At 54.9% G+C, this 23,530-nt stretch carries 15 protein-coding genes and 4 pseudogenes; 9 read left to right on the plus strand and 10 right to left on the minus strand.

Going from position 1 to position 23,530, the window contains the following annotated elements; all coding sequences use genetic code 11:
- Positions 1–843 precede the first annotated feature (843 nt).
- The 10 genes and pseudogenes from C454_RS19625 to C454_RS00230 form a co-directional block, all read right to left on the minus strand.
- A pseudogene (locus C454_RS19625) lies at positions 844–1,524 on the minus strand (IS6 family transposase).
- Positions 1,525–1,608: 84 nt separating this feature from the next.
- Positions 1,609–2,337, minus strand: coding sequence for a HEAT repeat domain-containing protein (locus C454_RS20185; protein ID WP_152421500.1), 729 nt, complete (start codon positions 2,335–2,337; stop codon positions 1,609–1,611).
- Positions 2,338–2,549: 212 nt separating this feature from the next.
- Positions 2,550–2,801: a hypothetical protein gene (locus C454_RS20190; protein WP_152421501.1), complete on the minus strand. Its 252-nt coding sequence runs from the start codon at positions 2,799–2,801 to the stop codon at positions 2,550–2,552.
- 258 nt (positions 2,802–3,059) lie between these two features.
- A complete protein-coding gene (locus C454_RS19630; protein WP_081605161.1) occupies positions 3,060–3,506 on the minus strand; it encodes a hypothetical protein in 447 nt (148 codons plus the stop codon).
- Entirely contained in the window at positions 3,503–4,078 is a 576-nt protein-coding gene (locus C454_RS00210) for a DUF7342 family protein (RefSeq protein ID WP_004971357.1), read from the minus strand. The genes C454_RS19630 and C454_RS00210 overlap by 4 nt, the downstream gene beginning before the upstream one ends.
- A gap of 981 nt (positions 4,079–5,059) precedes the next feature.
- Positions 5,060–6,343: an orc1/cdc6 family replication initiation protein gene (locus tag C454_RS00215; protein WP_081605166.1), complete on the minus strand. Its 1,284-nt coding sequence runs from the start codon at positions 6,341–6,343 to the stop codon at positions 5,060–5,062.
- Positions 6,344–6,880: 537 nt separating this feature from the next.
- A complete protein-coding gene (locus C454_RS21315; protein ID WP_439650168.1) occupies positions 6,881–7,033 on the minus strand; it encodes a DUF7837 family putative zinc-binding protein in 153 nt (50 codons plus the stop codon).
- Between the two features lie 142 nt (positions 7,034–7,175).
- Positions 7,176–7,607, minus strand: a complete 432-nt coding sequence (locus C454_RS00220; protein WP_049904849.1) for a hypothetical protein — start codon at positions 7,605–7,607, stop codon at positions 7,176–7,178.
- Positions 7,607–8,464, minus strand: coding sequence for a ParA family protein (locus C454_RS00225; RefSeq protein WP_049904850.1), 858 nt, complete (start codon positions 8,462–8,464; stop codon positions 7,607–7,609). Before C454_RS00225 ends, C454_RS00220 begins: the two co-directional genes overlap by 1 nt.
- A 671-nt stretch (positions 8,465–9,135) precedes the next feature.
- Complete coding sequence (locus C454_RS00230) at positions 9,136–9,456, minus strand: hypothetical protein (RefSeq protein WP_004971363.1); 321 nt, start codon at positions 9,454–9,456, stop codon at positions 9,136–9,138.
- 226 nt (positions 9,457–9,682) lie between these two features.
- On the opposite strand from C454_RS00230, the gene C454_RS00235 reads away from it, so the two are divergent.
- From C454_RS00235 to C454_RS00275, 9 genes and pseudogenes are all read left to right on the plus strand, one after another.
- The gene (locus C454_RS00235; protein ID WP_049904851.1) at positions 9,683–10,057 is read left to right on the plus strand and encodes a helix-turn-helix domain-containing protein; all 375 of its coding nucleotides are present in this window, start codon (positions 9,683–9,685) and stop codon (positions 10,055–10,057) included.
- A gap of 594 nt (positions 10,058–10,651) precedes the next feature.
- The gene (locus C454_RS00240; protein ID WP_004968218.1) at positions 10,652–10,900 is read left to right on the plus strand and encodes a hypothetical protein; all 249 of its coding nucleotides are present in this window, start codon (positions 10,652–10,654) and stop codon (positions 10,898–10,900) included.
- A 97-nt stretch (positions 10,901–10,997) separates the two neighbouring features.
- Entirely contained in the window at positions 10,998–11,414 is a 417-nt protein-coding gene (locus C454_RS00245; protein WP_004971365.1) for a hypothetical protein, read from the plus strand.
- Between the two features lie 29 nt (positions 11,415–11,443).
- Positions 11,444–13,354, plus strand: a complete 1,911-nt coding sequence (locus C454_RS00250) for a hypothetical protein (RefSeq protein ID WP_049904852.1) — start codon at positions 11,444–11,446, stop codon at positions 13,352–13,354.
- Entirely contained in the window at positions 13,351–14,223 is an 873-nt protein-coding gene (locus C454_RS00255; RefSeq protein ID WP_004971367.1) for a hypothetical protein, read from the plus strand. The genes C454_RS00250 and C454_RS00255 overlap by 4 nt, the downstream gene beginning before the upstream one ends.
- Positions 14,216–15,277, plus strand: coding sequence for a hypothetical protein (locus C454_RS00260; RefSeq protein WP_049904853.1), 1,062 nt, complete (start codon positions 14,216–14,218; stop codon positions 15,275–15,277). The genes C454_RS00255 and C454_RS00260 overlap by 8 nt, the downstream gene beginning before the upstream one ends.
- Positions 15,278–15,279: 2 nt before the next feature.
- Positions 15,280–16,403: pseudogene (locus C454_RS00265) on the plus strand (hypothetical protein).
- Positions 16,396–18,832 (plus strand): annotated as a pseudogene (locus C454_RS00270) (VirB4 family type IV secretion system protein). The pseudogenes C454_RS00265 and C454_RS00270 overlap by 8 nt, the downstream one beginning before the upstream one ends.
- Positions 18,825–23,320: pseudogene (locus tag C454_RS00275) on the plus strand (primase-like DNA-binding domain-containing protein). Before C454_RS00270 ends, C454_RS00275 begins: the two co-directional pseudogenes overlap by 8 nt.
- Positions 23,321–23,530: the final 210 nt, after the last annotated feature.

Genomic DNA, 23,530 nt, shown 5'->3' on the forward strand with positions numbered 1-23,530 from the left:
TATAACGCTAAACGTTGATCTGGACGAGATGATTGATACTGTGGAGGCTCTGTTGAAATCTTCAGCGTTGACATTGTAAAGGGCTACTCTTTCTACCAGATTTCGTCGATCCGGTTTGAAGCTAGCCTCTCAGCAGATCGTAAGACGTGAAGGGGGTTACAAAGCCATTGTGGAGAAAATAATATTTACCCGACAACTTCAGATCTGAGTACATCAAGCACCTCCCTAAAGATACTGACGTGACCATGATGGGCACATACGAGCGCATCCGCTCGTTCTTCAATCCCACAAGCGGAGCACCGGACCAAGCCTATGTATCCAGCGCTGGATATACCGGGCGGTCCGCTTCGGAAAACAACTGAATTCAGCCGACGAGTAGTTCCGACACATCGTCGTATTGGTCAGCAACCTCGCCCCACATCCTTCCGCCGTTCGAAGACCTGTACGACAGTAGTGGCGAACTGGATTTCTCCAATCTCGTCCGGCCAGAAGTCTAAAATCAGATTCTCGAGTTAAAAAATCAGCCACGGCTACCCCTCCATATGCGGATTCACCGTCTACCAGCACTCGACGCTGTATAGAATCTCTCGGCTGCTGTGAACTAGTCAATCCGGACGTCTACGACCGAAACCTGGGTATGGCCAACAGAGATATACCAATAGTATCTAGTTTCAATATGCAATTTTAGAATATAATTCCTTAGACATATTACAAGGATATCTTTGTAATTTAAATCTGAGTAGGACAATGTTGTCAGGAAAAGGTACCAATACCTCGACAACTACCAGAGCTCAACCTAGTGATCTCCCCCACAATTAGTCTGATTACTTCGAACGGCACTGTCTAGTTAGTAACCTCCTCGACTGGGGTTCGTCCATCGAGCGCTTGATGCGGTCTTTGAAAGTTGTAGTATTGCACAAATTGTATAAGCCACTCGCGGACGCTCCCGTGACTGCCCACCCACGAATTATGGAAGCGGTCGACTCGCATTTTGAGGGTGTGAAACCACTTTTCGATGAGGTTTCGCTCGACGTAGTCAAGCCGACCGCCCAATCCTAATCGAAAGAGGGCAGTCTGATAACCGTAGCCATCAACGGGAAACACAGCGTCTGAGAGATCGTGTTTCTCCGAGAGTCGGTGGAGAAACGCAGCAGCCGGGTCGGAACCATGCCGTCCAAACAACTCGACGTCAAGAATCAGCTTTGTCTCGATGTTTATTGCGGCGTACAACCAAGACCACCCGCCATTGATTTTGACAGCGGTCTCATCGACCGCAACCCGCTTCGGCTTCGCCTCAGACGGGTTGTGACCGCTGTCAGCAAGCCGATGTACCTACTGCCAAACAGCTTGGTGCGAGCGTTCAACGCTGAGGTATCGAAGAATCTATTTTATTTCTCTGAGCGAACATCCGGTCGCGTGGAGCTGGACAGCAAACGCCCTGACGGGCGTCGCTGTCCGCTCACGCTCCCAAGTTTCTTCTAAATCCGCCGCAAAGCACCCGCTGAGCAGGTCTGCGAGCTTCATCCCAAACACACTCAACGACCTGCTCGTTCCTCAAACTGGCTTAAATAGACGGTACCGTGAGTTCTTGTTTATCAGACTCTTTTTTCATTCTTTCCGATAAATTTCCGTGTCCGAAGCCGGATCGTTTGACCAAATTTCCGTGTTTGAACTCGAACTCCCTCCTGTTGATTCAGTCCTAATCACTTCGTAAGCAACACCACAACCTGAAGAATACTTGCCAGACTTAGAACAGTATTGCTCCTCGGAATCAAACGTTAAAGACCCGCATTTGGGGCATTTTTTCACAGTCGATGCATTGATAATTTCAATAGCCAACTCAGCAGCAGCACTTGCACTATTTCCGCGATCGGCAATGCGCCCTAGCTTCTCACGGTGTTTTTCGACATACTGTGGGTGGGTGTACGCAATTACTTGCATAGCGAGTACTGCCTGATACTGGACCTTTTCCGATGGGGCCTCGAGCTTACTGGCGAATGCTGGAAGGTAATCACGTATCCGGTCCGGTTCCTGTACTCCGATACTCCATAATGCTCCAAGAATCCGCCGTGTCACCTCCTCATTGCCATCATCGAGGTGTTTGATAAGTTGATCTTCCCATCCTCGCACATTCTTATACGAGGTCTCGCTCCTGTTGGATACGTAGTACAGCGTTTGAGCAGCACACGTGCGCACTTTTGGATTAGTATGCTGGAGTAAATCAATCGCTTTACGTGTTTCAGAAAAAGTCTCACACGCTTCACCGGCGCCAGTAACACCTGGTTTCACTCGGTTCTTCATCTCCTGTGCTTTCTCAATCTCACTTTTTCCAAACATATTACATTATTTGAGATTAGGGACATAAATAAGTAGTGACAGATGGTAAAGTGTGTCGTAGAGGTTTTCACGCTAAACGCGATACAGGATGTAGTGAACTTCCCCTTCATATCTACTGGAATTGGATAGCGAACGCTTTCGCATTAGTGTCTCTGGAGCGGTATTAGAGCGCTACACAATGTCTGCTGCTAACATTTCAGACAGAGAAATCGCTAGTAAATTTTAGTGTCTGATGATGAGTCGCCTGTTCCATCAGTATCAAACTCGTCGATCGCTCCAGTATCAGCATGAATGACTCTGTGTATGTCTATTGACATTCTCACAGGGTCTGCTTCTCTTTTATCTGAAAGATGCTCGTTCAATGCACCAATCATTGACATTTCCATATACCCTTTCTGAGAGGGACCCATCACTTCCCCACTCACTCGCTCATCAATAACCGTGGTTTCGATCTGTTCCCCCATCTGCTAGGTTGCATTTGACATCATGGATGGTGAATTCAACAATAACTTCTTTCTGTACTTCTTTCAACATTTCTGGCGCGAGAGGGCCTATATTTCAGTAACCAACACACTTTAACCTGTACTGGCACTTTTCCACCTAAGCGAGTTATCCGGACATGTACCCTGTGAGTCGAGTTCAACCCCAATTCGACCTTCGAGTCAGGTCAGACCTCGATGAAGCGTACAACAGACGGATTGATTGACACCATAACGGGTGGGTCAGCCTTCCCAGAATGCACGCTGCCTGGCTTCAATCTCGACAAGAGCCATTGAGAGGACATCGCGCCAATCGCTGGGATGCAGTAAATCATCTCCAGGAGTCGGTGCATCTGGACCGGGATGGATGTGGTCGCGAGCGTTGTGCTCCGACGGGTGGCGGTCCCATCGATGATCGAATGTTCCCTGCTCGTGATCTTCGTGGTAGTGGAGCGAGAAGTCACCGTTCTCGAACCAGACAATCTCTACTCGAGCATTTTGAACACTCGATGGGTAGAACCGTGTATCGTACACGCAGACCAGCCGCTCAGGGGCGAATTCAGGTCGGTCGACTATCTGATCGAACCGCTCGTCGGTAGCAAATCGGTTTCGGATGACGTCCAAGCGGTCAAAATCAACTGGGGCACCTGAAACTGAATGGGACCCACTACACTCATCCCACCCTGTCATACCGCCGTTCGCTGATCAGCAGCGTCACCCGACTCGGTTGCTAATGCCCGCTCAAGCAGAACAACCCGGTGGCGAGCGGTCTTCCACGCAGAAACGGCCTCCCAAACATCCTCTATCGATTGATCAGTAGTCGATGCATGCTTTGAGAGAGAGACCGCTTCCGGCGACGCGACATCGAACTCCTCGGACAACTCCTCTGTCCGTGCTGCTTCGTCTTTCAAGAAGTCAAGGAGCTCCGCCGTTGAATATTCATCTTGGAGCGCTTGGACCCGTCGCCAGTTCAAGTATGATTGGTTGCGTACATACGTGGCCGGCGACTCGGTAACCTGCTTCACGATACCCATCTGTTCGAACCACTCAAGATACTCTCTCGCGGCGTCAACGCCGTGGCCTGCGAGGTCAGCAACTTCGCTGGCGGTCGCTGGAGTGCTGAGCCCAAGCACAGCGTCAAAGAAGTCGTCTCGCGTCCGCTCTCCACGGACAAGTTCCTCTGGCGAGGTCAGGACGTCGAAATCTGGCGCTTTAGTTCGCTCCTCGGCATTGGCCTGTAGTTCAGAGCGCGGTTCTTCCATACTCACACCACGTGATTAACAGGAATAAATCTTGCTGGCACGGATTATTCCGTTTGCATGATTCGAGAGGCTGTATTAACCAACAGGCCGGCTAGATACGCCCAGTTGTTGGTTAACATAGTTGTCGATGTCTCATATCTGGTGTAGTGCTTTATTACAAGTACATCGAAAATGAGACATCTGGACGTTGAGATTGAGTAGCGTTAGTTCGCCACCCAAGACAGGATCTCGCCGCAGGAAGTAGGTTTGGGCAACGAACCATTTGGCACACTCAACCCGACGACTGACGTGTTCATCGAGGTCGAGATTGAAGACCCTCCCCCCCCGTCATCGATGTGTAAAACCGTGAGATGGGAGTGGGGGGAAGAGACGTAATGAGGGTAAACCGAACGTAACAGCCGTATATCCGCACGAGAGGCTGTAACGGTCCAGAAATAACCTCTCTAGAACTTATAACTATTGTCTGACGAAGTTTTATGTATCTACCGAGTTAACCAAATCCGTAGTGGAGCTAAACTAAATATTGAATAAGAGACACTCTATCTGGCCAAACAAGATCTGCTGGTTTGAATGACCGTTGTTTTGGTCCCTCTCTTCCCTGGTAACACTAGTGTTAGACGTTTTCTTCTTGATTGAGTCCGTTCGCTTTGTCGTCTCTACCCATCGTCTATCGGTGATTTACACATCGATTGCGGGGGGAGGGGGTTGCGTTATTGACTCGAGATAACTCGTCAAAGCCTTCCTCCCTCGTTTGGGCGAGCGATCTTCCTAATCAGTAGACTCTCACGAGAATGGCCTGCAGTATTGGCGACTTGAACTCCTCGTTCAGTAACACTAGACTGCCTTGATAGGTTTCGTACAACCAGTCACTCTGTCGATATCAGTTACACTTCGATGACGGGGGGAGGGGTTGGGAACTTACACATCGACGACGGGGGGTGTGTCTACACTCGTCCTCCACGAAAAGCGTCCACCTCAGCTCTAATGGAAGTCCTTCAGTTGTGCATTGACCACCGTTCGGAGGAGTTCCTCTTGCTCGGCAATACTCTCCAAACGAGTATCCTCCGTGATCCGTTTCATGATACCCGTGGGGTCACCCGTGAAGGTGAACTCCATGTACATCCCGCCACCGCGACCTCGACTCTTCCTTGACGTCGAAATCAATCCATACGTGGACAGCTCTTTGATGTACTTGACGTACGTTTCCCGAGTCATCTGATCCGCGTCGAGTTCGTCCGTTACCCACTGATACACTTTGAATCCGACGGGGCTCGGAACGGAACTTCCTGAGCGCTTTGCGTAATGTGCGATGGCAGCAGTAGCATACAGGGAGATCTTTTTCTGTGTCGTGAGTCCCTCAACGAGCTTTAGTGAACGATCCTTGTCGATCTCTTCCTGTGACTCGCGGACATGGTGTTCCTCAACGCTATCGTCACCACGTTCATCGGCGAGGTCGCCAGCGCCACGGAACAGGTCGATGGCCTTCCGAGCATCGCCGTGACTTTGTGCTGCGAAGGCAGCGACGAGTGGAATCACGTCATCAGAGAGCGCATCCGTTCGGAAGGCGTCGCGGCGATTCTGGAGTATCTCGCGCAACTGGTTAGCGTCGTAGTCCGGGAAGTATACGTCTCGGGGGTTGAACGAACTCTCGGCTCGGCCGTCGATGTCCTCCATGAACTTCGGATCGTTCGTCAGCGCTGCGACGGATACTCGTCCCTCAATCTCGTTCGTGTTGCTGGCTCGCGAGAGCTGGTAGAGCAACTTCGAGTAGGCGGGTTCGTCGTTAGCACGGCGTCCAACTAGGAGGTCGATCTCATCGAGGATGAAGATGACCGAGTCGTAGTGGGTGTTGATAAGTTCGTAGAGACGTCGGTACTTCCGTTTAGTCGACACGCCAGTTTCGGGCACGCCCACTTCTGCGCCGACGTCTTTTGCGACTGTCTGGACGAGTTCGTAGACGGCTTGGTCGAGGGTATTGATCGGCTGGCAGTTGATATCGACAACCCCGAAGCTCTCACCCCTCGATTTGCAGAGATCGACGATCTGCTGCGTCACGGCGCCGATAATAAGTGATTTACCAGTACCGGCAGGGCCGTAGAGAAGCATATTTGGCGGCCGGTTTCCTTGGAGTGTTGGTTTCAAGAACGACACGACGGACTCGAGTTGGTCGTCGCGGCCGACGATTCGCTCTTCGTCGATAATGGTGTCGGGCTCGACGAGGTCACGGTTGACGAAGACTGACCCGCCACCATCCTCGTTGAGCATATCTCGGATCGACTGCTGTGTGCTTCTCTCAGCCTCGCCTTCGGAAACTTTGGGGGGCGCGTTGTCGACAGCAGTGTCTCTCTGAGTGACCTTGGACGCGTCTTCTGTCTGTGATTGCGTTCTTTCATCTTCCAACGTAGATTGATCAGTACCACCCTGGTTGCTGCCGGCCATACTTCTGCTGTGTGTCGGAGGGGTTAAAAAGATTGACCTCAGTCGATGTATATCTCTCCGCGTTGTTTGATCTAACTCCTGAATTCGACATTCTGGATTTTATTGGGTGAGTACCGGCTACGAAGTATATTGTAGCGACCCACACCCCGTGTTCGAAGTGTAAAATCAGGCAGTTCGACTGAGTTTGGATACTACTATGTTGTTGTCATTCAATTAATTTGTCAGTCACACCCCCCGTCATCGATGTGTAAACCGAACATCTCCTGCAGCCCTCGACTGGTACTCTCCTGCATATACGGCACCCCCCATCATCGATGTGTAACAGTCGATTCCTGCGTACAGATATACAACAAAGAAAAGGGGTCACTCCGGTCGAACAACGTCATCACACGAGTAGCACTCCGCGAACACGCCGGTTGTACCATCTGCTTCTTCAAACTCAATCAGCAATTGATGCGGCGCAAGCTCGTCACCACAGTCAGGGCACCGACCAAGTATCGTTGAATCAGTCGTCATGGGGGAGTTGTGGAGACGTGTGTGACACAGATTGTCTCCAGTAGTAACCACGTGGTGTCACAGCAAAGATGTTTGGCCAAGTACCAACGTGGTGTCCACCCAAGGCCGTTTACTGAATCACGAGATACTACGTCTCAACAAGTCATCTCAGGTCGTATCCCCACTCACGAAGAACTTCTGCGATTAGCTCGGGGTTCCGCTGGGCAACAACCATCGCAGCCTCTCGGTAGTCTGATTTGTAGACCTTCTCATCCAGTAACTCTTCGAGTGTATCCTGAAGCTCGGCCTCGCCATCAATTACCTCTTCACGAAGAAAGTACGGAACCTGCTCGCGACCCTCATTTACCTTATCACGGCGGAGCTTGTACGGGAGTGAATCCATCGTCGGCCGCTGAGATTCGGATTTGTGGTCTAACTTATCTTTTGACTCCGTCTCGGTCTCTTCGGTGTCGATGGACAGGGGTTCAGTAGCGGTGTCGTCTACTGTTTCGTTGATTCCTTGTTCTTCAGGTTGCTCAACATCACCTTCAGAATCGTCGAGACCAGCATCTCGTGAGCCAGATTTGAGTCCCATCACGCAGTCACCTCGGGAGCTTCAAGCTCGGCTTGTTTCTCGAGATATCGGGCGAGTTCATCGAATTGGTCAAGTGTCTTGAGTTCGTAGTCACGCTTTCGGTCGCGATGTTCCTCCACGTATCTATATGGGCTACACTGCTGTTTCCAGCACCCTTCCATCAGAGAGCCACGTTCCCCGATCACGACCGGGACAGGGAAGCCACTTTCACGAAGTTCTTCGAGGATCTCCCGCTGGTCACGTGTGTCTTTGTATCCGATAGGGAGGACTGACAGAACTCCCACATCGACGTCGATGCTCTGTTCCAACCCGTCGACGAGGTCATCGAGCCCTTCAATCGACTCTTGTCCTTTTGCAGTCGCCTCAAACGGTATCACGACGTTTCTGACAGCAACTAGAGCGTTGTAGAGGATGGGACCTGCCTTACCAGCAGAGTCGACGATGATTACATCGTATTCATCTCGGACGTTCGCTTCACGGAGGACACGATGCAGTTGGTGGTACATACTGTAGGACTCTCCGAAGTTCTCGGCCTGCTGTTTCTCGTTGAGGAGGAACTCATGGAGGTCCTCGAGCATGTTGTGCGAGGGAATGAGGTCGATCCCACTCTCGACTTCGATGGTGAGGTCGTGGAAATTACCTTTCGGACGGCCGACGAGATGTCGGACGAGGTTGTCGACTTCTGGGTCACCGCGATCGTAGTCAGGGCCGAAGAAGTACGTGAGGCTCCCGTTTTGTGTATCCATATCGATTACGAGGACCTCGTGTCCTGCGCGTGCGTGACTCGCTGCGAGCGTCGCGGTAGTCGTCGTTTTGCCGACGCCGCCAGCCTCCGAGACGGGGGCATAAGTGAGCATTACAAGAGTATACAGTAGACATGAATATAAATCTAGGTCAGACATTGTAGCGACATCATCCAACTATATTGTATAGCTATAGTGTATGGCTATACCTATTGGTTTTGCTGACCATTGATGATCCGAACCATAATCTGTGGACTAAATCGGAATTTCGGCGTTAAGAATCCTAACAGTAGGGATTCGCTGGTCACCTATACCCCTATATCCTGACTATATCCCTGTGATTCTTGACTGGGGGTTGACGAGTGTGTAGGCCAGACACCACTTCTGCTATAGCTATAGTGTATGACTATACTATCTAGCTATACCAATTCTACAATCAATGCCATCCTGAGGGGCGATATAGACAAGAGCAGTTGCAGACTATAGTTGTATTTCCCACCTATACTCTTCAGCGATAGTCGTTCAGTATTCTAATAGACACTGAGCAGTTCCATGCTCAAATGAGGCTCTGGAGAAGATTATCAAGTGTGTGGTCGTGTGAGAACGGCGTAAAGAATAGGCGTACTTTCCAGCAGCACACGTCAATCGGTCAGATTAAAGGCATCAACTGAATAGCTCAGCAGTAGCAAGCGAACTACAACTACAATTCATAACTATAGTCTGCACCTGTATCTCAAAGTTATAGTAATAACTCTCCCCAATGAGGAGGCCTAACCAGAACCAACTCAGTTGTCGTTGACTGGGCCTTTATATTTGGATTTGATTTTGTCACCCTCTCGCCACTGCCAGTAGTAGTACCGATTGTCGTTGATCTCCTTGATCGTAATCGTCGCCTTTGTGGGGACATCGTCTGGTAGATCGTCGGGCCGTTTTTCGAGTTCCCTTTCCGGTGGCTCTTCCTCGAGACGAACCTCGCGCTCCTTGTGTTCGGCCAACTCTTCGGCATAGCGGGCAACGTCTCGAAGACGGTTCGGTGGTGATTCATTGAGAGCATTGACGACTTCGCTGGGGAGATTTGTCGGCGGTGTCGGTGGTTCGTCAGACATCGGCTGCTACCTCGTGTTAACCAACAAGAGACACTAATCAAAAATTTCGTTGGTTAATAGCAATTCTGAACCCCTGTTCTTCTCTGTTTGTAACGCCCCCGAAACTGGTGAATAGGTGTGTTTTCGGTCGTAATTTGTCGGTGTGTTCCGTCGGTCTCATCTCAGAAGAGTACTCTGGAACAGCTACTCCACCAAGTCTATTACTCCCCGTTACATACTGTTACATATGCCCGTTGATTTCGAAAATTACCAGCCATCGGATCTTCCAGGACCGAATACGAATGGGCGGACCATTCTTCGCTTCCTCGCAGCGACTCCAGAAACAGGCTATCGAGCAGGTGAGATTGCTGAGGCACTCGACATCCCACGAGGAAGTGTTGGGACGACGCTCAGCAGACTCCATAATCAGGGGTTTGTGCGTCACAAGGGCAAGTATTGGGCGATCAATCCCGACGCCTACGATGCACATACTGCGAGCTTGATTGGCTTGGCCGCCGTGAGCGAGCAGTTTGAGGGCGACTACTACGACGAGAATCCGGACTGGGATGCAAATCTCCCTGATCTCGATGAGTATGAAGATGCAGACTCGGGTGCGGAGTAGATCTGATGTATGGCGTGGGGTAATTGTCGTCGCCACAGATCCGTTCGGGCATACTCCTCGACGTCCGTATCTCATCCTCAGCGACTCGAGTCATCCATTTGCCGGCAACCAGTATATTGCACTCGGGATCTCGACGAAGGAGTACTCGGACAGTCTTCCGCTTGCTGGCGCATACAAGACCGGAACGCTAGACTGTGAGTCGTTTGTTTCGCCGTGGGCCATCGTCTCGCTGATGGATAGTGATATCGAGCGTGCAGTTGCTCAGGTCACTTCAGAGTTCACAGATAGCGCTTCCTCTCGACAGACACGATATGTCGAGTGACATCCCTCTGCATCGTTAGGTACGGGAGCGTCGGTGTTCTAATTCAGCCAGATAATATAGTACCTAGTTTGGCATGCTACCACACTTCGTATCGGCCAGTAAATATATAATATTCCACCAATCTGATTGACATGTACGCACCGCAAGACAATCGGTGCGGAACGATACCGAACACATGATCTCCCGCTCAGTCACCGTCGAAGACATCGATGAGTTGTTCCTCAGGTGGAACGACCATCTCAACGCATCGGCCCNGGAACGATACCGAACACATGATCTCCCGCTCAGTCACCGTCGAAGACATCGATGAGTTGTTCCTCAGGTGGAACGACCATCTCAACGCATCGGCCCTCTATCGGCAAGCCCTCCGCGACGAGATGCAACTTCGCGACGTTGAGCCGCACAAACTCCGCGCACAACTCACCGAAGCGCGTGAGTTGGGCTACTCGCTCGATGAGATTGCAACCATGACGAGTCGCTACGCCGACCTCCAAGCGCTCGTGTACGACCACACCGAGTGACCTCATGTCTGACTCACACNGCTCGATGAGATTGCAACCATGACGAGTCGCTACGCCGACCTCCAAGCGCTCGTGTACGACCACACCGAGTGACCTCATGTCTGACTCACACCAGTCCTCTGCTGACGCTCGCTCCGCCGACCAGCAATGGCCCTCCCGATCCATCCTCCGACACGTCGCAATTGGGAGCGTCCTGTTCACGATCGCTGCTGTCCAGCCAGTTGCCGCACAAGACAGCGTGGTCTGCAGCGCTGAGAAATTGCCGGAGATGGTCGAGGGCTTCTTCCAGATCACGACGACGCTCGGCTTCATTGGGTTGGCAGTCATCTGGCAGGCCGATTCCCTCGCTGAGATCTTCACCGCCAGCCCCGAACAGAAAAAGCGACTCAAAGTCCACAAGCGCGCAGCACTCAAATCCGCCCTCATCTTGGCAGTGCTCGGCCCGCTGTATTCCGTTGTGGCGTCGATTATGGGCCTCCCACTTGGGGACTGTATGAATCTCACTCCCTGGTAAGCGCCCCACCAATCCACCTTTGCCCTCCCATGGAGCATCGAGTACCCTCCGTACTGGTAGCCGCTTTACTCGTGTCGAGCTCCATTATCGGCCTCGCCACGGCACAGCCCCCGAGACCAGGGACTGAAACAAACGGCCTCACGGAAAACGAGTCGGCAACGCTCTGGTCTCGTGATAGCGACCGCTACGTCAGCCAACAGGCCTACCAGCAGCAGTACGGCGATGACCGAACGGCGCTCCACCAACTCGCCAACGGGACTGACATCACGTTCACGCGCCCGCCGGCAACGGCCGCGACGTGGACGCGCAACGACTTCGCTGATCTCGACGCCGGCGGGCCCGACACGTCGACCTACCCACCCCACGCGTCACTCGAAGATGGGACGTTCATCGATGATGCGCACGCGACGATTTTCGCGGTCACACCCTCGACGCGTGGCCATCTCGATGCAGGTGAGACACCCCTCTATATCGCTCCTAACGGGACAGTTCGCGGGCTCGTCGATTATCGTGTTCGCGTTCCAACTGGGACCGAAACGGGTAATCGGACTACCGACTGGGCACTCGTCTCCCACGAAATTGAGAACATCCGTCTGAAAATCGATGGCATTCCAGTCGCAACTGCGAGCGGCACTCACACGCCAGAATTACAGTATCAGACTACTCACTCGTGGAGCGCGAATCTCACGCTCGAAGCGAACATCTCNGCAACTGCGAGCGGCACTCACACGCCAGAATTACAGTATCAGACTACTCACTCGTGGAGCGCGAATCTCACGCTCGAAGCGAACATCTCAGTCCGGCTCAAGAAGACCGTCGAGACAACGGTTGGTGGCGAATCTAAGACGACAGTCAACTACCGGACGGAGACACGAACCGTCTCGGATACACTCGATACCGAGATTTACGACCTCGCGGCGTACCCCTACTACGCGCAGTACCCGAACGGGGATACTGGCGTCGCGATTTTCCAGTCCCGGCCGTGGCAGGGCTATACGCTCACCGACGATGAGAACTCTCGGGTCCGTGGTGTGTGGCGGTTCTACACCGCTCGCAACACGAACTGGGACACCCTCGTCACATCGACCGGGTCAACGACAACCACGGCACAGTCGGATGCGATTCCCGTCCGAGTTCACGCGTATCCCTCACAGATCGGGCCGCGAGCAGAGCCGGTTCGCGATGGCCCGGATATCATCGACACGTGGGGGGCTGAACGAGCGTCACCTCGCGGGACGATCGGCGAGAACGTGACTGTCGAGGTCGTCAACGAGTCGTACACGCCCACGTACGGATTGGCCGTCCGCGCAGAGACCGTCGATCGGGAGGCGCTTCGGGTGGGTGGGATCGTTCGCGGCGTGAATGCCACGATTGTCGACCCCCAAGTCGGGTCAGCGCGCCAGCTTCGCGAGAGTAACCTCTCTGTTGAGCTCGTTTCGCAGACGACGTCGAACGCGACGCTCCGAGTCGAGTTGCGCGATAATCAGACGGGNGAGAGTAACCTCTCTGTTGAGCTCGTTTCGCAGACGACGTCGAACGCGACGCTCCGAGTCGAGTTGCGCGATAATCAGACGGGTGCGCCAATCGCGTCGAATGGAAGCGATCGACAGTACCCGATTGGCGGGTCGTCACACAGCGGCTACATCACCGTTGGTGACCGGCGCGTTGAGACCAACGAGAGTGGCATCGCGGTCGTCACCCTCGACGAGCCGGGGATCTACACCGCCCGTTACCACCCCGGCACGTGGCTTGGCCACGACCCGGCGTATGTGGGTGATACGGCCTCCGTTCGTTGGCACCCACTCGGAACTCTCGAGGGGTGGGTTGCGTTCGTGTTCGAGGTCGGCTGGCAGGCGATTCCGTTCGTCGTGACGTTCTACGCTGGTCGCCGACTCCTCCGCATGTTTGGTCCGACAGATAGCTACTACCGAAACCAATGATTCCAACCGATTCACCGATTGATAGACGTACCGTCCTCCGAACCCTCGGCGGGGCCGCCCTCGCCAGCGTTGCCGGCTGCCTCGATGGTAACCGTAACTCGGGCACAACGACATCTGACCAGACGTCGACGACAACCGAGCGTGCTGGCCCGCTTTCACGCATCGCTGTCGAGGGGCAAGCCATCGTTGTTGAGGTTGATGCTGACGCACCCGTCGAACAGGTGAACCTCATCCAACCGAATGGGGAACTGTTCGGGAAGCGTGGGCTTGCCGCCGGCGCACGACAGGTTTCGTTCGAAATCGGGACTGCCTACGAGCCCGGAGAGTATCGTGTCGTCGCGTTGGATGGTGACGAAACTGTTGCTGAGAGTTCACTTTCGATTCAACCGGACCTCAGCATCGTCGAGATGGGGATTGGGAGAAATCAGCCAGAGAAGATGTGGAACTCTTCGGGTGACGAAGTTACTGATGAGGCGTTTGTGACTGTTGAGAACCGTGGAACGGGGCCAAACGCAGTCACGAAATTACTCTTCATCGGAGACGTTCCGTATCCCTCCGATGAAGAGGGGACGAACTACGCCAACCATGACGATGTTAGTGGGATCTATGACCCCGAGTCTGACTCTGAAGTAGCTGAAGTTGTTATTCCAGCCGGGAAGCAACTCACGATTTACAGCTTTCGGTCTCCGTTCGCTTTTGTTCCCGGTTCAGATATCTCGTGTCAAGACGGGGAGCAGAGTGGTGAGTTCAACCTCATCCTCAAAACACGTGTAGCTGCTTCTGAGGTGTCTAAGACCTACAACGTTCAGTATACAGACTCGACTAGTACTGAGGGTTGCAGTATCTCCATCGGAGAGCACGATGGTTGATCTAATTGACGTTGTACTTGAGGGATTCAAAGAGGCGCTTAGCTGGTTGACTGGCCTGTTCATGCGGGGTCTGAGAACTGGATATCAGTCTCTCACGGAGGGTATGTTTGGAACTCCGACTCCACGTACTGATGGGCCAATTGTGTTTGGAACAGCGTCTAATGGGCCGTGGCCTGCGATACAAGACGCTTTAGTTGGCGGTGAGATTATGCTGATCTCGCTGTTGTTGTTGGTAATGTGTGTTCAGGGGCGTCATGCGCTCCGAATTTTCAATATCGGGAGTGCGTACGAGGCAAGACGCACTAAGAAAACTGCGTGGGTTGGTGCGCTCCTCATCGTATCTTGGTACTGGGTTAGTATTCTGTCCCTCTACCTCGTTGACGGTTTCACGATCGCCTTGATGCCGAGTCTGAGTTCACTTGGAGACACGATGTTCGAACTTCTAGAGGTGTCGCTAACTAACCCCGTTCTCGCCTTTTTATTCGGTGTTGCTGGCGGACTGTCAATGTGGTCTCTTGAGGCGTTCTATTACATCCGTGAAGTTCTCATCTATGTCTACGTGTATGGGATGCCGATTGCGTTCGCCCTCGGTTACGGTAACCTCCCGGTCATCTCTGATATCGCAGTTGGGTTCAGCAAACGTTTTGTTCCTCTTGCAGTACTTCCTCTCCCTGCAGCAGTCGTATTCAAAGGGTACGACCTACTGTTCTCACAGAATGCTCTTGCTCCAAGTAGTCCATTCTTGAGGTATCTTGTAGCAACGTCACTTCCACTAATCGCGCTCTATCTCACGTGGAAGACGTTCACGTACGCGACACCCCTCACCGCGAAGGTAATTGGTGGTGCAACGCGAGGCGCAGCCCTGGTCGGCGGCGTCGCAGCCGGCGCGTATGTCGGCGGCGCTGGCGTCGCGACGACGGCCGCCCGCTGGGGGCCGAAAGCCGCCGCCGGCCAAGCACTCGCCCAGCGAGCAGCCGCACAGCGTGACTCGACTGATGACAGCGACGGACTGCCGTCGTACCGGCGGACCGAAAACGAACCCCGCACCCGCTAACCATGTCGACAGATCAAGACACAGCCGCCCGGCGTATCATGGACCAGTTCGGCGAAGCGAGTCGCATCCCCTACCTCAACATCGAAGAGGGCGACGTTGGCGTCCTCATCGCTCTCCCCATCTGTGGGTTGCTCCTCGCCGGCCTCACGGGCATCGAATCACTCGCCGTCCCGCTTATCGCAAGCGGCCTCGGGATGGGCGCAGCCATCGTCTACGTCACCCCCGACCATCTGAACGCGTGGACCTGGACGAAAGACGTCTATCGCTACGCCAAACGGCCCCGGGTTACGTTGAGCGCGCCAGCCCAGCCAGACAGCCAGACGAACGAGACCGTGCGCAACGAGGGTGGACTCGCGAACTACACGCCATTCACACCAGATGAACGAACCCAAGACCTCACGAATATCGAGCGAGCGTGGCCCGGCGCCGGCGCGATTCAGCGGACTGACGGCGCGATGGAGGCGTTCATCGAAATCGACCCGGGGAACATGGACTTCGCGATGGCCGACGACTGGGCCCAACNCTCCAGGACGCAGGCACCGAGTTCGCCAACAAAGAACTCGACTCGAAGCTCAAATTCCACGCAACAACCCGGTCATTCCCGGTCGAACAGATCACTGAGACAATCGAGGAGCGACTCACCGACGAAGACGTCACACAGAACCCGATCTTCCGGGAACTACTCGAGGAGTATCGGGAGACGCGGCCCAAAGAAATGCGTGACCGCGGCATTCAGCAGGTTCGATACTACATCGGCGTGGAAGTTTCGCCACTCGAAGTCTACGACCGATACCGTGACGAGGGAACGCCGGCTGAAAAGCTGACGCAGTTCCCCGTGATTGGCATCCTGTTCAACCCCTTCGTCACACGACGAGAGGACCTCTCTGACGTCGAACGCCGCGCCCAGATGTTCGAGAAGCTGGACGACCGGATTGCGGATGTCCGTTCCGAGTTCATCCAGCAGGCATCCGGCTGGTCTGCCCACCGACTCAGCACGGTCGAGTTGTTCGTCATGAATATGGACTTCTGGAACGGCGAGGAACACGATTTCGAGACCGAAGCAGACGTAATTCGCGAACAGCCGATTCTCGGCCGCTCACGCCGGGAGGAGGCGTTCAATGCGTAACCTCCCGTTGCAGTCGAGTCGTGATATTCTCTCACAACTCACCCAGTGGGCTCAACAGCCAACCTCCCCCGAAGGTGCAGCACTCTATCTGGGGACTATCGTGGTGCTCGGCGTCGGCGGGACAGCCCTCTGGCAGCGGTACGGCACCGACGACGAGCCGGAAGTCGACTTTTCGGATGTCCTCGACGAAGAGACGCTTGAAGCCGGCGAGGCAGAAGGCCAACTTCTCGACGACATTTCGGAGTCACACAAGACGGCGACAGCACCGGCGGCAATCGAATGGGAGACGCGAGCTGCCCGTGTCGGTGAGCAATGGACGACGACGCTGTACATNCCGGCGGCAATCGAATGGGAGACGCGAGCTGCCCGTGTCGGTGAGCAATGGACGACGACGCTGTACATCGCTGATTACGCCGACTACCCGAACGACGGCTATCTGAGCGACCTCTTCGAGTTGACCGACGTCGAGTTCGACCTCACGGCGCACATCACGCCGAAGAACCAGCAACGCGCACGAAACGAACTACAGGATATCGCGGACGACCTGCAGGTCGACGCGGATTTAGAACAGAGCGTCCGGAGTGAGTACCTCCAAGAGCGGGCGAACGAGGCGGCGGCAACGTACAAGGCCGTCGAGAGCGGCGCGAGTGTGTTCGACCAAGGCCTGTTCGTCACCGTCCGCGCCGACGACACGGACGACCTCCAAGACGCCGTCAGAGCAGTCAAAAGCGCGCTCCGTGACGAACCGGCGAATCTCACGCCGAAGACGGCTATCTGCCGGCAGGACCTCGCACTCCAGTCCGCCGCGCCAATTGGCGACAACGTCTTTGGTCGGGAGTCGATTGCCCTCGGCGGTGCTGTTGGTTCCCTCTTAGCGTCGCCACACAACGCGACGATTCTCGAAGAAGGAGGCNGGCGACAACGTCTTTGGTCGGGAGTCGATTGCCCTCGGCGGTGCTGTTGGTTCCCTCTTAGCGTCGCCACACAACGCGACGATTCTCGAAGAAGGAGGCGTCGAATTCGGGATCCACAAGGACAACCAGAGCCCGGTCGTCATCGACCCGTTCGCCCGCGATAACGGCTATGCGATGTTTACGGTGGGAGATACCGGCTCTGGCAAATCGTTCGGTGCGAAGGAGAACTTCATCCGGTCGATTGAGCAGAGTAAGGACCGCATCGGGATCATTCTCGAACCGCTCAACAACTGGGCGGGCGTCTCCGAAGCACTCGATGCCAAGCGCATTACCGTCGGTGGGACACTCGGACTAAACCCGCTCGAAATCCGCCAGACGCCCGAACACGTCCAACGAGCAATGGGTGAAGACGCGAGCCCGTTCAACGAGAAACTCGACGACGCGATGAGCTTCCTGACGAACTTCTTCGCTCTCCGTGGCATCTCACTCGGCGACCGGCGAACGACACTCGAACTCGGTCTCAGACACGCCTACGAGCGTCATGGCATTACGGGTGATATCACGACGCACGGAAACCCTAGCCCGACGATTCGGGAAATGTTAGACGTCTTTGAGGAGATGGTTGACGACCCCGAATCGTTCGTCGTTCGGTCGGACGCAGAAGCCGAGAAACTTAGCGACGACGCGACGTGGTTGATCGACCAACTGCGGCCCTTCGAAGAAGCGGGCCGCTACGCGAACCTCGGAAAAGAATCGGAGTTCGACATCCGCGACGAGAAAGTCATCTATCTCGACCTCGCCCAGCAGGAGGGGAGCGTCGACAGCAGTACGGCGCTGACGATGCAGTTGCTCATCTCGCTCGTCTACGAGCGAGCGAAAGAGACGGACAAAGAGGTNCTGACGATGCAGTTGCTCATCTCGCTCGTCTACGAGCGAGCGAAAGAGACGGACAAAGAGGTCGTGTTTGTCATCGACGAAGCGCGGTACATCATGCAGGACGCCGCGAGTCTGGCGTTCCTCGAAACGGTGTTTCGACACCACCGCCACCACGACCTCTCGATTCGTCTCGTCACCCAGACCGTCGACGAGTTCTTCGAGCACGCTGAAAGTGAGGCTATCCTTGACCAGTGTGCCGTTAAGCAGTTCCATCGCTTGGATGGGATGGACAAGGAATGGGCCGACGAGTTCGGCCTGAATCACGCCCAGATGCGGTACGTACAGGACGCGGTGCCCGGGAACGAAGACGCTGGTTTCTCCGAGGCACTTGTCGGCGTCGACGGCGAGTGGCGTGGTATCAGAGTCGAAGCGATGCCCAAGGAAACGGAGGTCATCGACTTCGACCCGACCGAGCAGCGGCGGGCGTCGCTGCCCGGTGCTGGTGAGACGGCAGTCTCACCCGAGATTGAGGCCTTTCGGACGGAGTTAGCGCAGCAAGCAAACGGAGAGTCACAAGACATGCAGACTGATTCAACAGCAACTGACAACGGCCAGTTTGGAGGTACCGACGATGCGTGAGCGTGAGTATCTCCGCGTGACACCCACTTCAGAGGAACTTACTCCTCGTGGCATCCCGAAAACGCTCGAGAGTCTCCACAAACTGACCCCTGACAGCTCGGGNAGAGGAACTTACTCCTCGTGGCATCCCGAAAACGCTCGAGAGTCTCCACAAACTGACCCCTGACAGCTCGGGGCTGTGGTCGAAACTCAACCCGTTTACATCCGCGACACCACCGCGCTTCGAGTTCCTTGCGCTTAGCACGGGACAAGATGCGCCGGTCGAGTTCTATTATGGTGCTGACGACTATCTCGGAACACTCGAAGAGCGGCTTCGGTCGATCTATCCGAAAACGTTCGACATCGAGCGTGTCGAGGTGGATGTCGCGTCGAAGTTGATTCATCCGGTTGCATTGTCTCACGAGGAGTTTGTCGAACGCTACCAGCAGGGTGACCTGCAGTACGAGTTCGCCGACGACGAACAGTACTCGACCGCAGATGGCGACGCGGACGTGACGCCCGACGGCGACACAACCATGACACGTGAGTCTGGGGATTCACCGACGGACGCTGCCGACGAGATGGGTGGCAGAACGGCGGACGGACTGGTGTCGGTCGGAGAGACAGTTGTCGAACTCGAAACGACTGACTCCCTCGCTGACGAGGTTTCGCCCACGTCGGTCGAGAAGCCGACAGTCGCCGCAGACGGGACGATTCTCGCCCGCCCCGCGGTCGACACCGTTTCACCACAGGGCGTGCGGTGGTGTGGGTCGGCAGTTCGGAAACAGGATTGGATGTCGTCGTTGACACCGCTGACGGCGACGCCTGACGAGAGCACGCTGCCGGCGGTCGACGAACCGGGGGCTGTGCTCGCATCGCTGATCGACCATCTGAACGATGCACGCGAACCGCTCGCGTTCCAAGTCGTGTTTCAGCGCCGAAAGAGCTGGCAAGCGGATGCGGAACTCCGCAAAGAGGACTTGAATGATGGCCGGGACACGCTGTCGCAGAAGATCCTTGGCGACCTGCTTGACCCCGAATTAGAGTACGAACGGCGGACTCGTGATGAGTTGAGTGACATCGTCGTCAAGCGGCTTGACGCGATTGATGCGGTCAATCCCAAGCGCTCGTACACGACGAATATCCGGGCGATTGGCGTACCAACGAGTGAGGTTGGTCGCGATGCCCTTGATGACCGCCTGTCATCACTCGCGCCGGTCTTTGACCCACTCGACGGCCCGTTCTACGAGATCGAAGCGACGCGACTTCGAGATCGTGGCTTCCGACAATCGAAGAAAGAACAAAACGCGCGAGCAGCGCTCNGAAGCGACGCGACTTCGAGATCGTGGCTTCCGACAATCGAAGAAAGAACAAAACGCGCGAGCAGCGCTCCAGCGACTCCTCTCGCGAGAGGTAGCGACTGGACGTGGTAAGACCCGGCCGGAGTTGGTTCTCTGTGGGGCTGAGCTTGCGAACTTCGTGGTTGTCCCTTCGTCGGAACGATTGACAATGGAGGGTTCTCGTGGGACGCGTGCTGAGCAACAGAGCCGGAACCCGCTTGCCCGTCCGAATCCGGATCTCATGACCGAGTTCCGTGAGGGCATGGCAATCGGCTACGCGCTTGATGAGACTGGTGAAGCGGAGAAGCAACCGACTCGAATACCTCCCGGACTGTTACCGACACACTATGGCCGGTTTGGGACGACTGGGGCCGGTAAGTCCAAGGCACAGATCAATGAACTCCTCTCACTCTACGAGACGACGACTGGGCCGTCGATTCTCATCGAACCGAAGGGCGACGGTATGGCGGAGAACTACATGCGTGCGCATGCTGCGCGTTTCGGCTTGGACGACCTCAGCGAGAATGTTATCTACTTCTCTCTCCCAGATGTCCTCCCCGGCTTCTCGTTTTTCAATCTCGAGCCGTCGCTTGAAAACGGACTCCGGCGGGAAGACGCTGTCCAGCGCAAGGCCGACCACTACGAGGAAATTCTGAAACTCGTTATGGGGGTTGACCGCTACGAGCGGGCGACAGTCGCACCTGGGTTGATTAAGTCGCTGATCAAAGTGTTGTTCGATGAGACGCATGGTCGCGAAAACGGCCAGTATCGCGAGTCAGCGGACTACTTCGCTCATCGGCAGTTAGAGTATGTGCTTGATCAACTTTGGCAGGCAGGGCCACCCCAGCCAGATCTGAGTGCTGCTCCGAAGTCGAGTGACGAGGCTGTCTCGCGGTCACTCCGACGACAGTTACAGGCAGACAAGACGACCTTCTCGAATGTGTTGGGTGGTGTCGGTAATCGTCTTTCAGTTATTTCGGACGACACACATCTGCGTCGAATCTTCAACAACACTGAGCCACGGTTTGATTTCCGCGATGTCATCGACGACGATACGGTGATCCTCTTTGATCTGGGTGATCTCCGTGAGGATGCCGCTCGCGTCATGACCGGTGTGATTCTGACCAACCTTGAGGACGCCTTGAAAGAAGAGAATCAGGATGTCGGTAAGCGGCCGGACGATTACGTGGTTAATCTCCTGATTGATGAGGCAGCGTCGGTTGCTGTTTCGGACGTGATGAACACGTTGCTCGAACAAGGGCGGAGTTTCCGGCTGTCAGTCGGGCTCTCGATGCAGTTCCCCGAGCAAATGAAAGCGGAAGGGGGACGGCGCGCCTACCTCAACGTTCTCAACAATATCGGGAGTCCGATTGTGGGGAAAATCAACGTTGACCGCGAGCTTGCCCGGGCGATGGCTCACGAGGAAATGGACCCAACAGCGTTCGCGAACCGAATCCGGTCACTTCCGCGTGGTGAGTGGATTGCGAATCTTCCAAGTCCGATCTTCGGTGAGACTGGACCGTATCCGTTCAGTCTCGCTCCGCTTCCGATTCCGGATGGGCATCCTGAGAGCGACCGCCCTCTTACCGAGAGTGAGGAGTCTCGATTTAGTGAGACACTCAGTCGGATGCAGGGCCACGTTGACGAGACGTACGGCGTGACCACGACTGAGGCACCGACGGCAGAACTCCCCGACAAACTCAGTACCACGCTTGACATTACCGATGGGGAACTCGACACGGCTCTTGCGAAAGTCGTTCGAGCGGTGCAACTTCGGCTGTCCGAACGTGAGACGAACGGCTGGGTTCCAGTCGAAACCGTTGATGATGAACTCCGCCGTCTGTGTGACGAATCGGGTGGTGATGCACCGACGTACGACGAACTATCGACGATTCGCCAGCGCTCTCGCTTCCTTGAAACGACGGTTCATCTCGATCAAGACGAACTCGTGATTCGTCTCACTGAAGCGGGCGAAGCGGTTGCTACCCCTGATACTGGGACAGTCCAATCTGCTGGTAGTTCGAAGCATGACGCTGCTCTCGCGCAAATCGAAGCAGAGCTGACGACCCATGGCTGTACAGTATCGATACTCAGCCAAGACGGGAGCGAGAAACCGGATGGGTGTGCGACGCACCCTGCGTTTGACGCTCCGTTTGCCATCGAGGTCGAGACGACAACGCCAGGGAAGCCTGCGAAAGTCCTCACGAACCTCCGCAAAGCACAGGAGGCGGGGGAAATCCCGATGTTTGTCGTTCGGGCTGGTGAGCCGGAACCCTACTGGGCAGAACGTGTCGAACAGGTGCTGTCGCCACCGCTTCGCGAACTCCAGTCAGGAGACACGCGGTTCTATACGACTGATACAACGATCTCGTTCAATGGTGGTGCGAGCGAGGAGGGTGGTCTGACGGCACTTCGACCCGTGTCGCCTGAGAGCGCACAGACGATCTGGTCACGAGTCGATGGGGATCTTGTTTTGGAAGACGGTGCTGGGGGTGAACTGCTTCGAGTTGAGTCATTAGACGAACTCTCGAAGAGCCGACTGCCTGCGGTTTACAGCTATGATTCGGTGGCCGATGAGTACGTCGTCTACGCGGAGGGCGAGCAGTATGTCTACGACTCGAAAGAGGCGTTTACTGCTGACTGGACTAAGCTCAAGCGGCCATTCGTCCCCGAAGATGAACTGCTGTATCCAGGATTCAGTAGTGAGCAGTATCTTATCGTCATTCTTCGGAACGACGGTGACGCAGTGATTTATCGGGACGGCACAGTACGGCCCTTGAGTGACCTCTCGGAGCTGGATCTCGTCGCACAGCCAACCCGATCCAATACCGCAGCGGCCGAAAGAGCCGCAACCCCCACATCAGACGAGTCGGACGAGTCTCTGGTCGACGTATCGGAGCTTGCAGACGACCCTGATGCTGTTGTGGGCTGCTTCGCAGAGGAGTTCCTCCGTGAGACAGCCCACGGATCTGTCTCCTCTGAACGGGTTTACAACTGCTATCAGTCGTGGGTGACTGAACAGGGGCTTTCACCGGACTCAAAGCGGTGGTTCACACGCCGGCTGAGACAGCACGTCGAGTTCGATAGCACGGTCAAGAAAGACGGGAATGCCACAACTCGTCATTACGATGGGCTCGCCCTCACTCAGGAGGAATTATCTAATGACTGATACTGGTCTGTCAGCGTTTGTCCCCGGTCAGACGAACAACGGCCGATTCAGCCAGAAACCGGTTAAAGGAGTGTTCAGACGGATGGTTACGACAGGTTACGATAGTCCCATCCAGAGTTACGACAGCCGTTACGATAGAATTCGGATAATAGCGGGATTGAACGGTGTATTTTGGACAGATTCGGATTGTCGGTTACGACAGAATCCGAC

Origin of the sequence: Haloferax gibbonsii ATCC 33959 (assembly GCF_000336775.1) — an archaeon.
Classification (GTDB): Archaea; Halobacteriota; Halobacteria; order Halobacteriales; family Haloferacaceae; genus Haloferax; species Haloferax gibbonsii.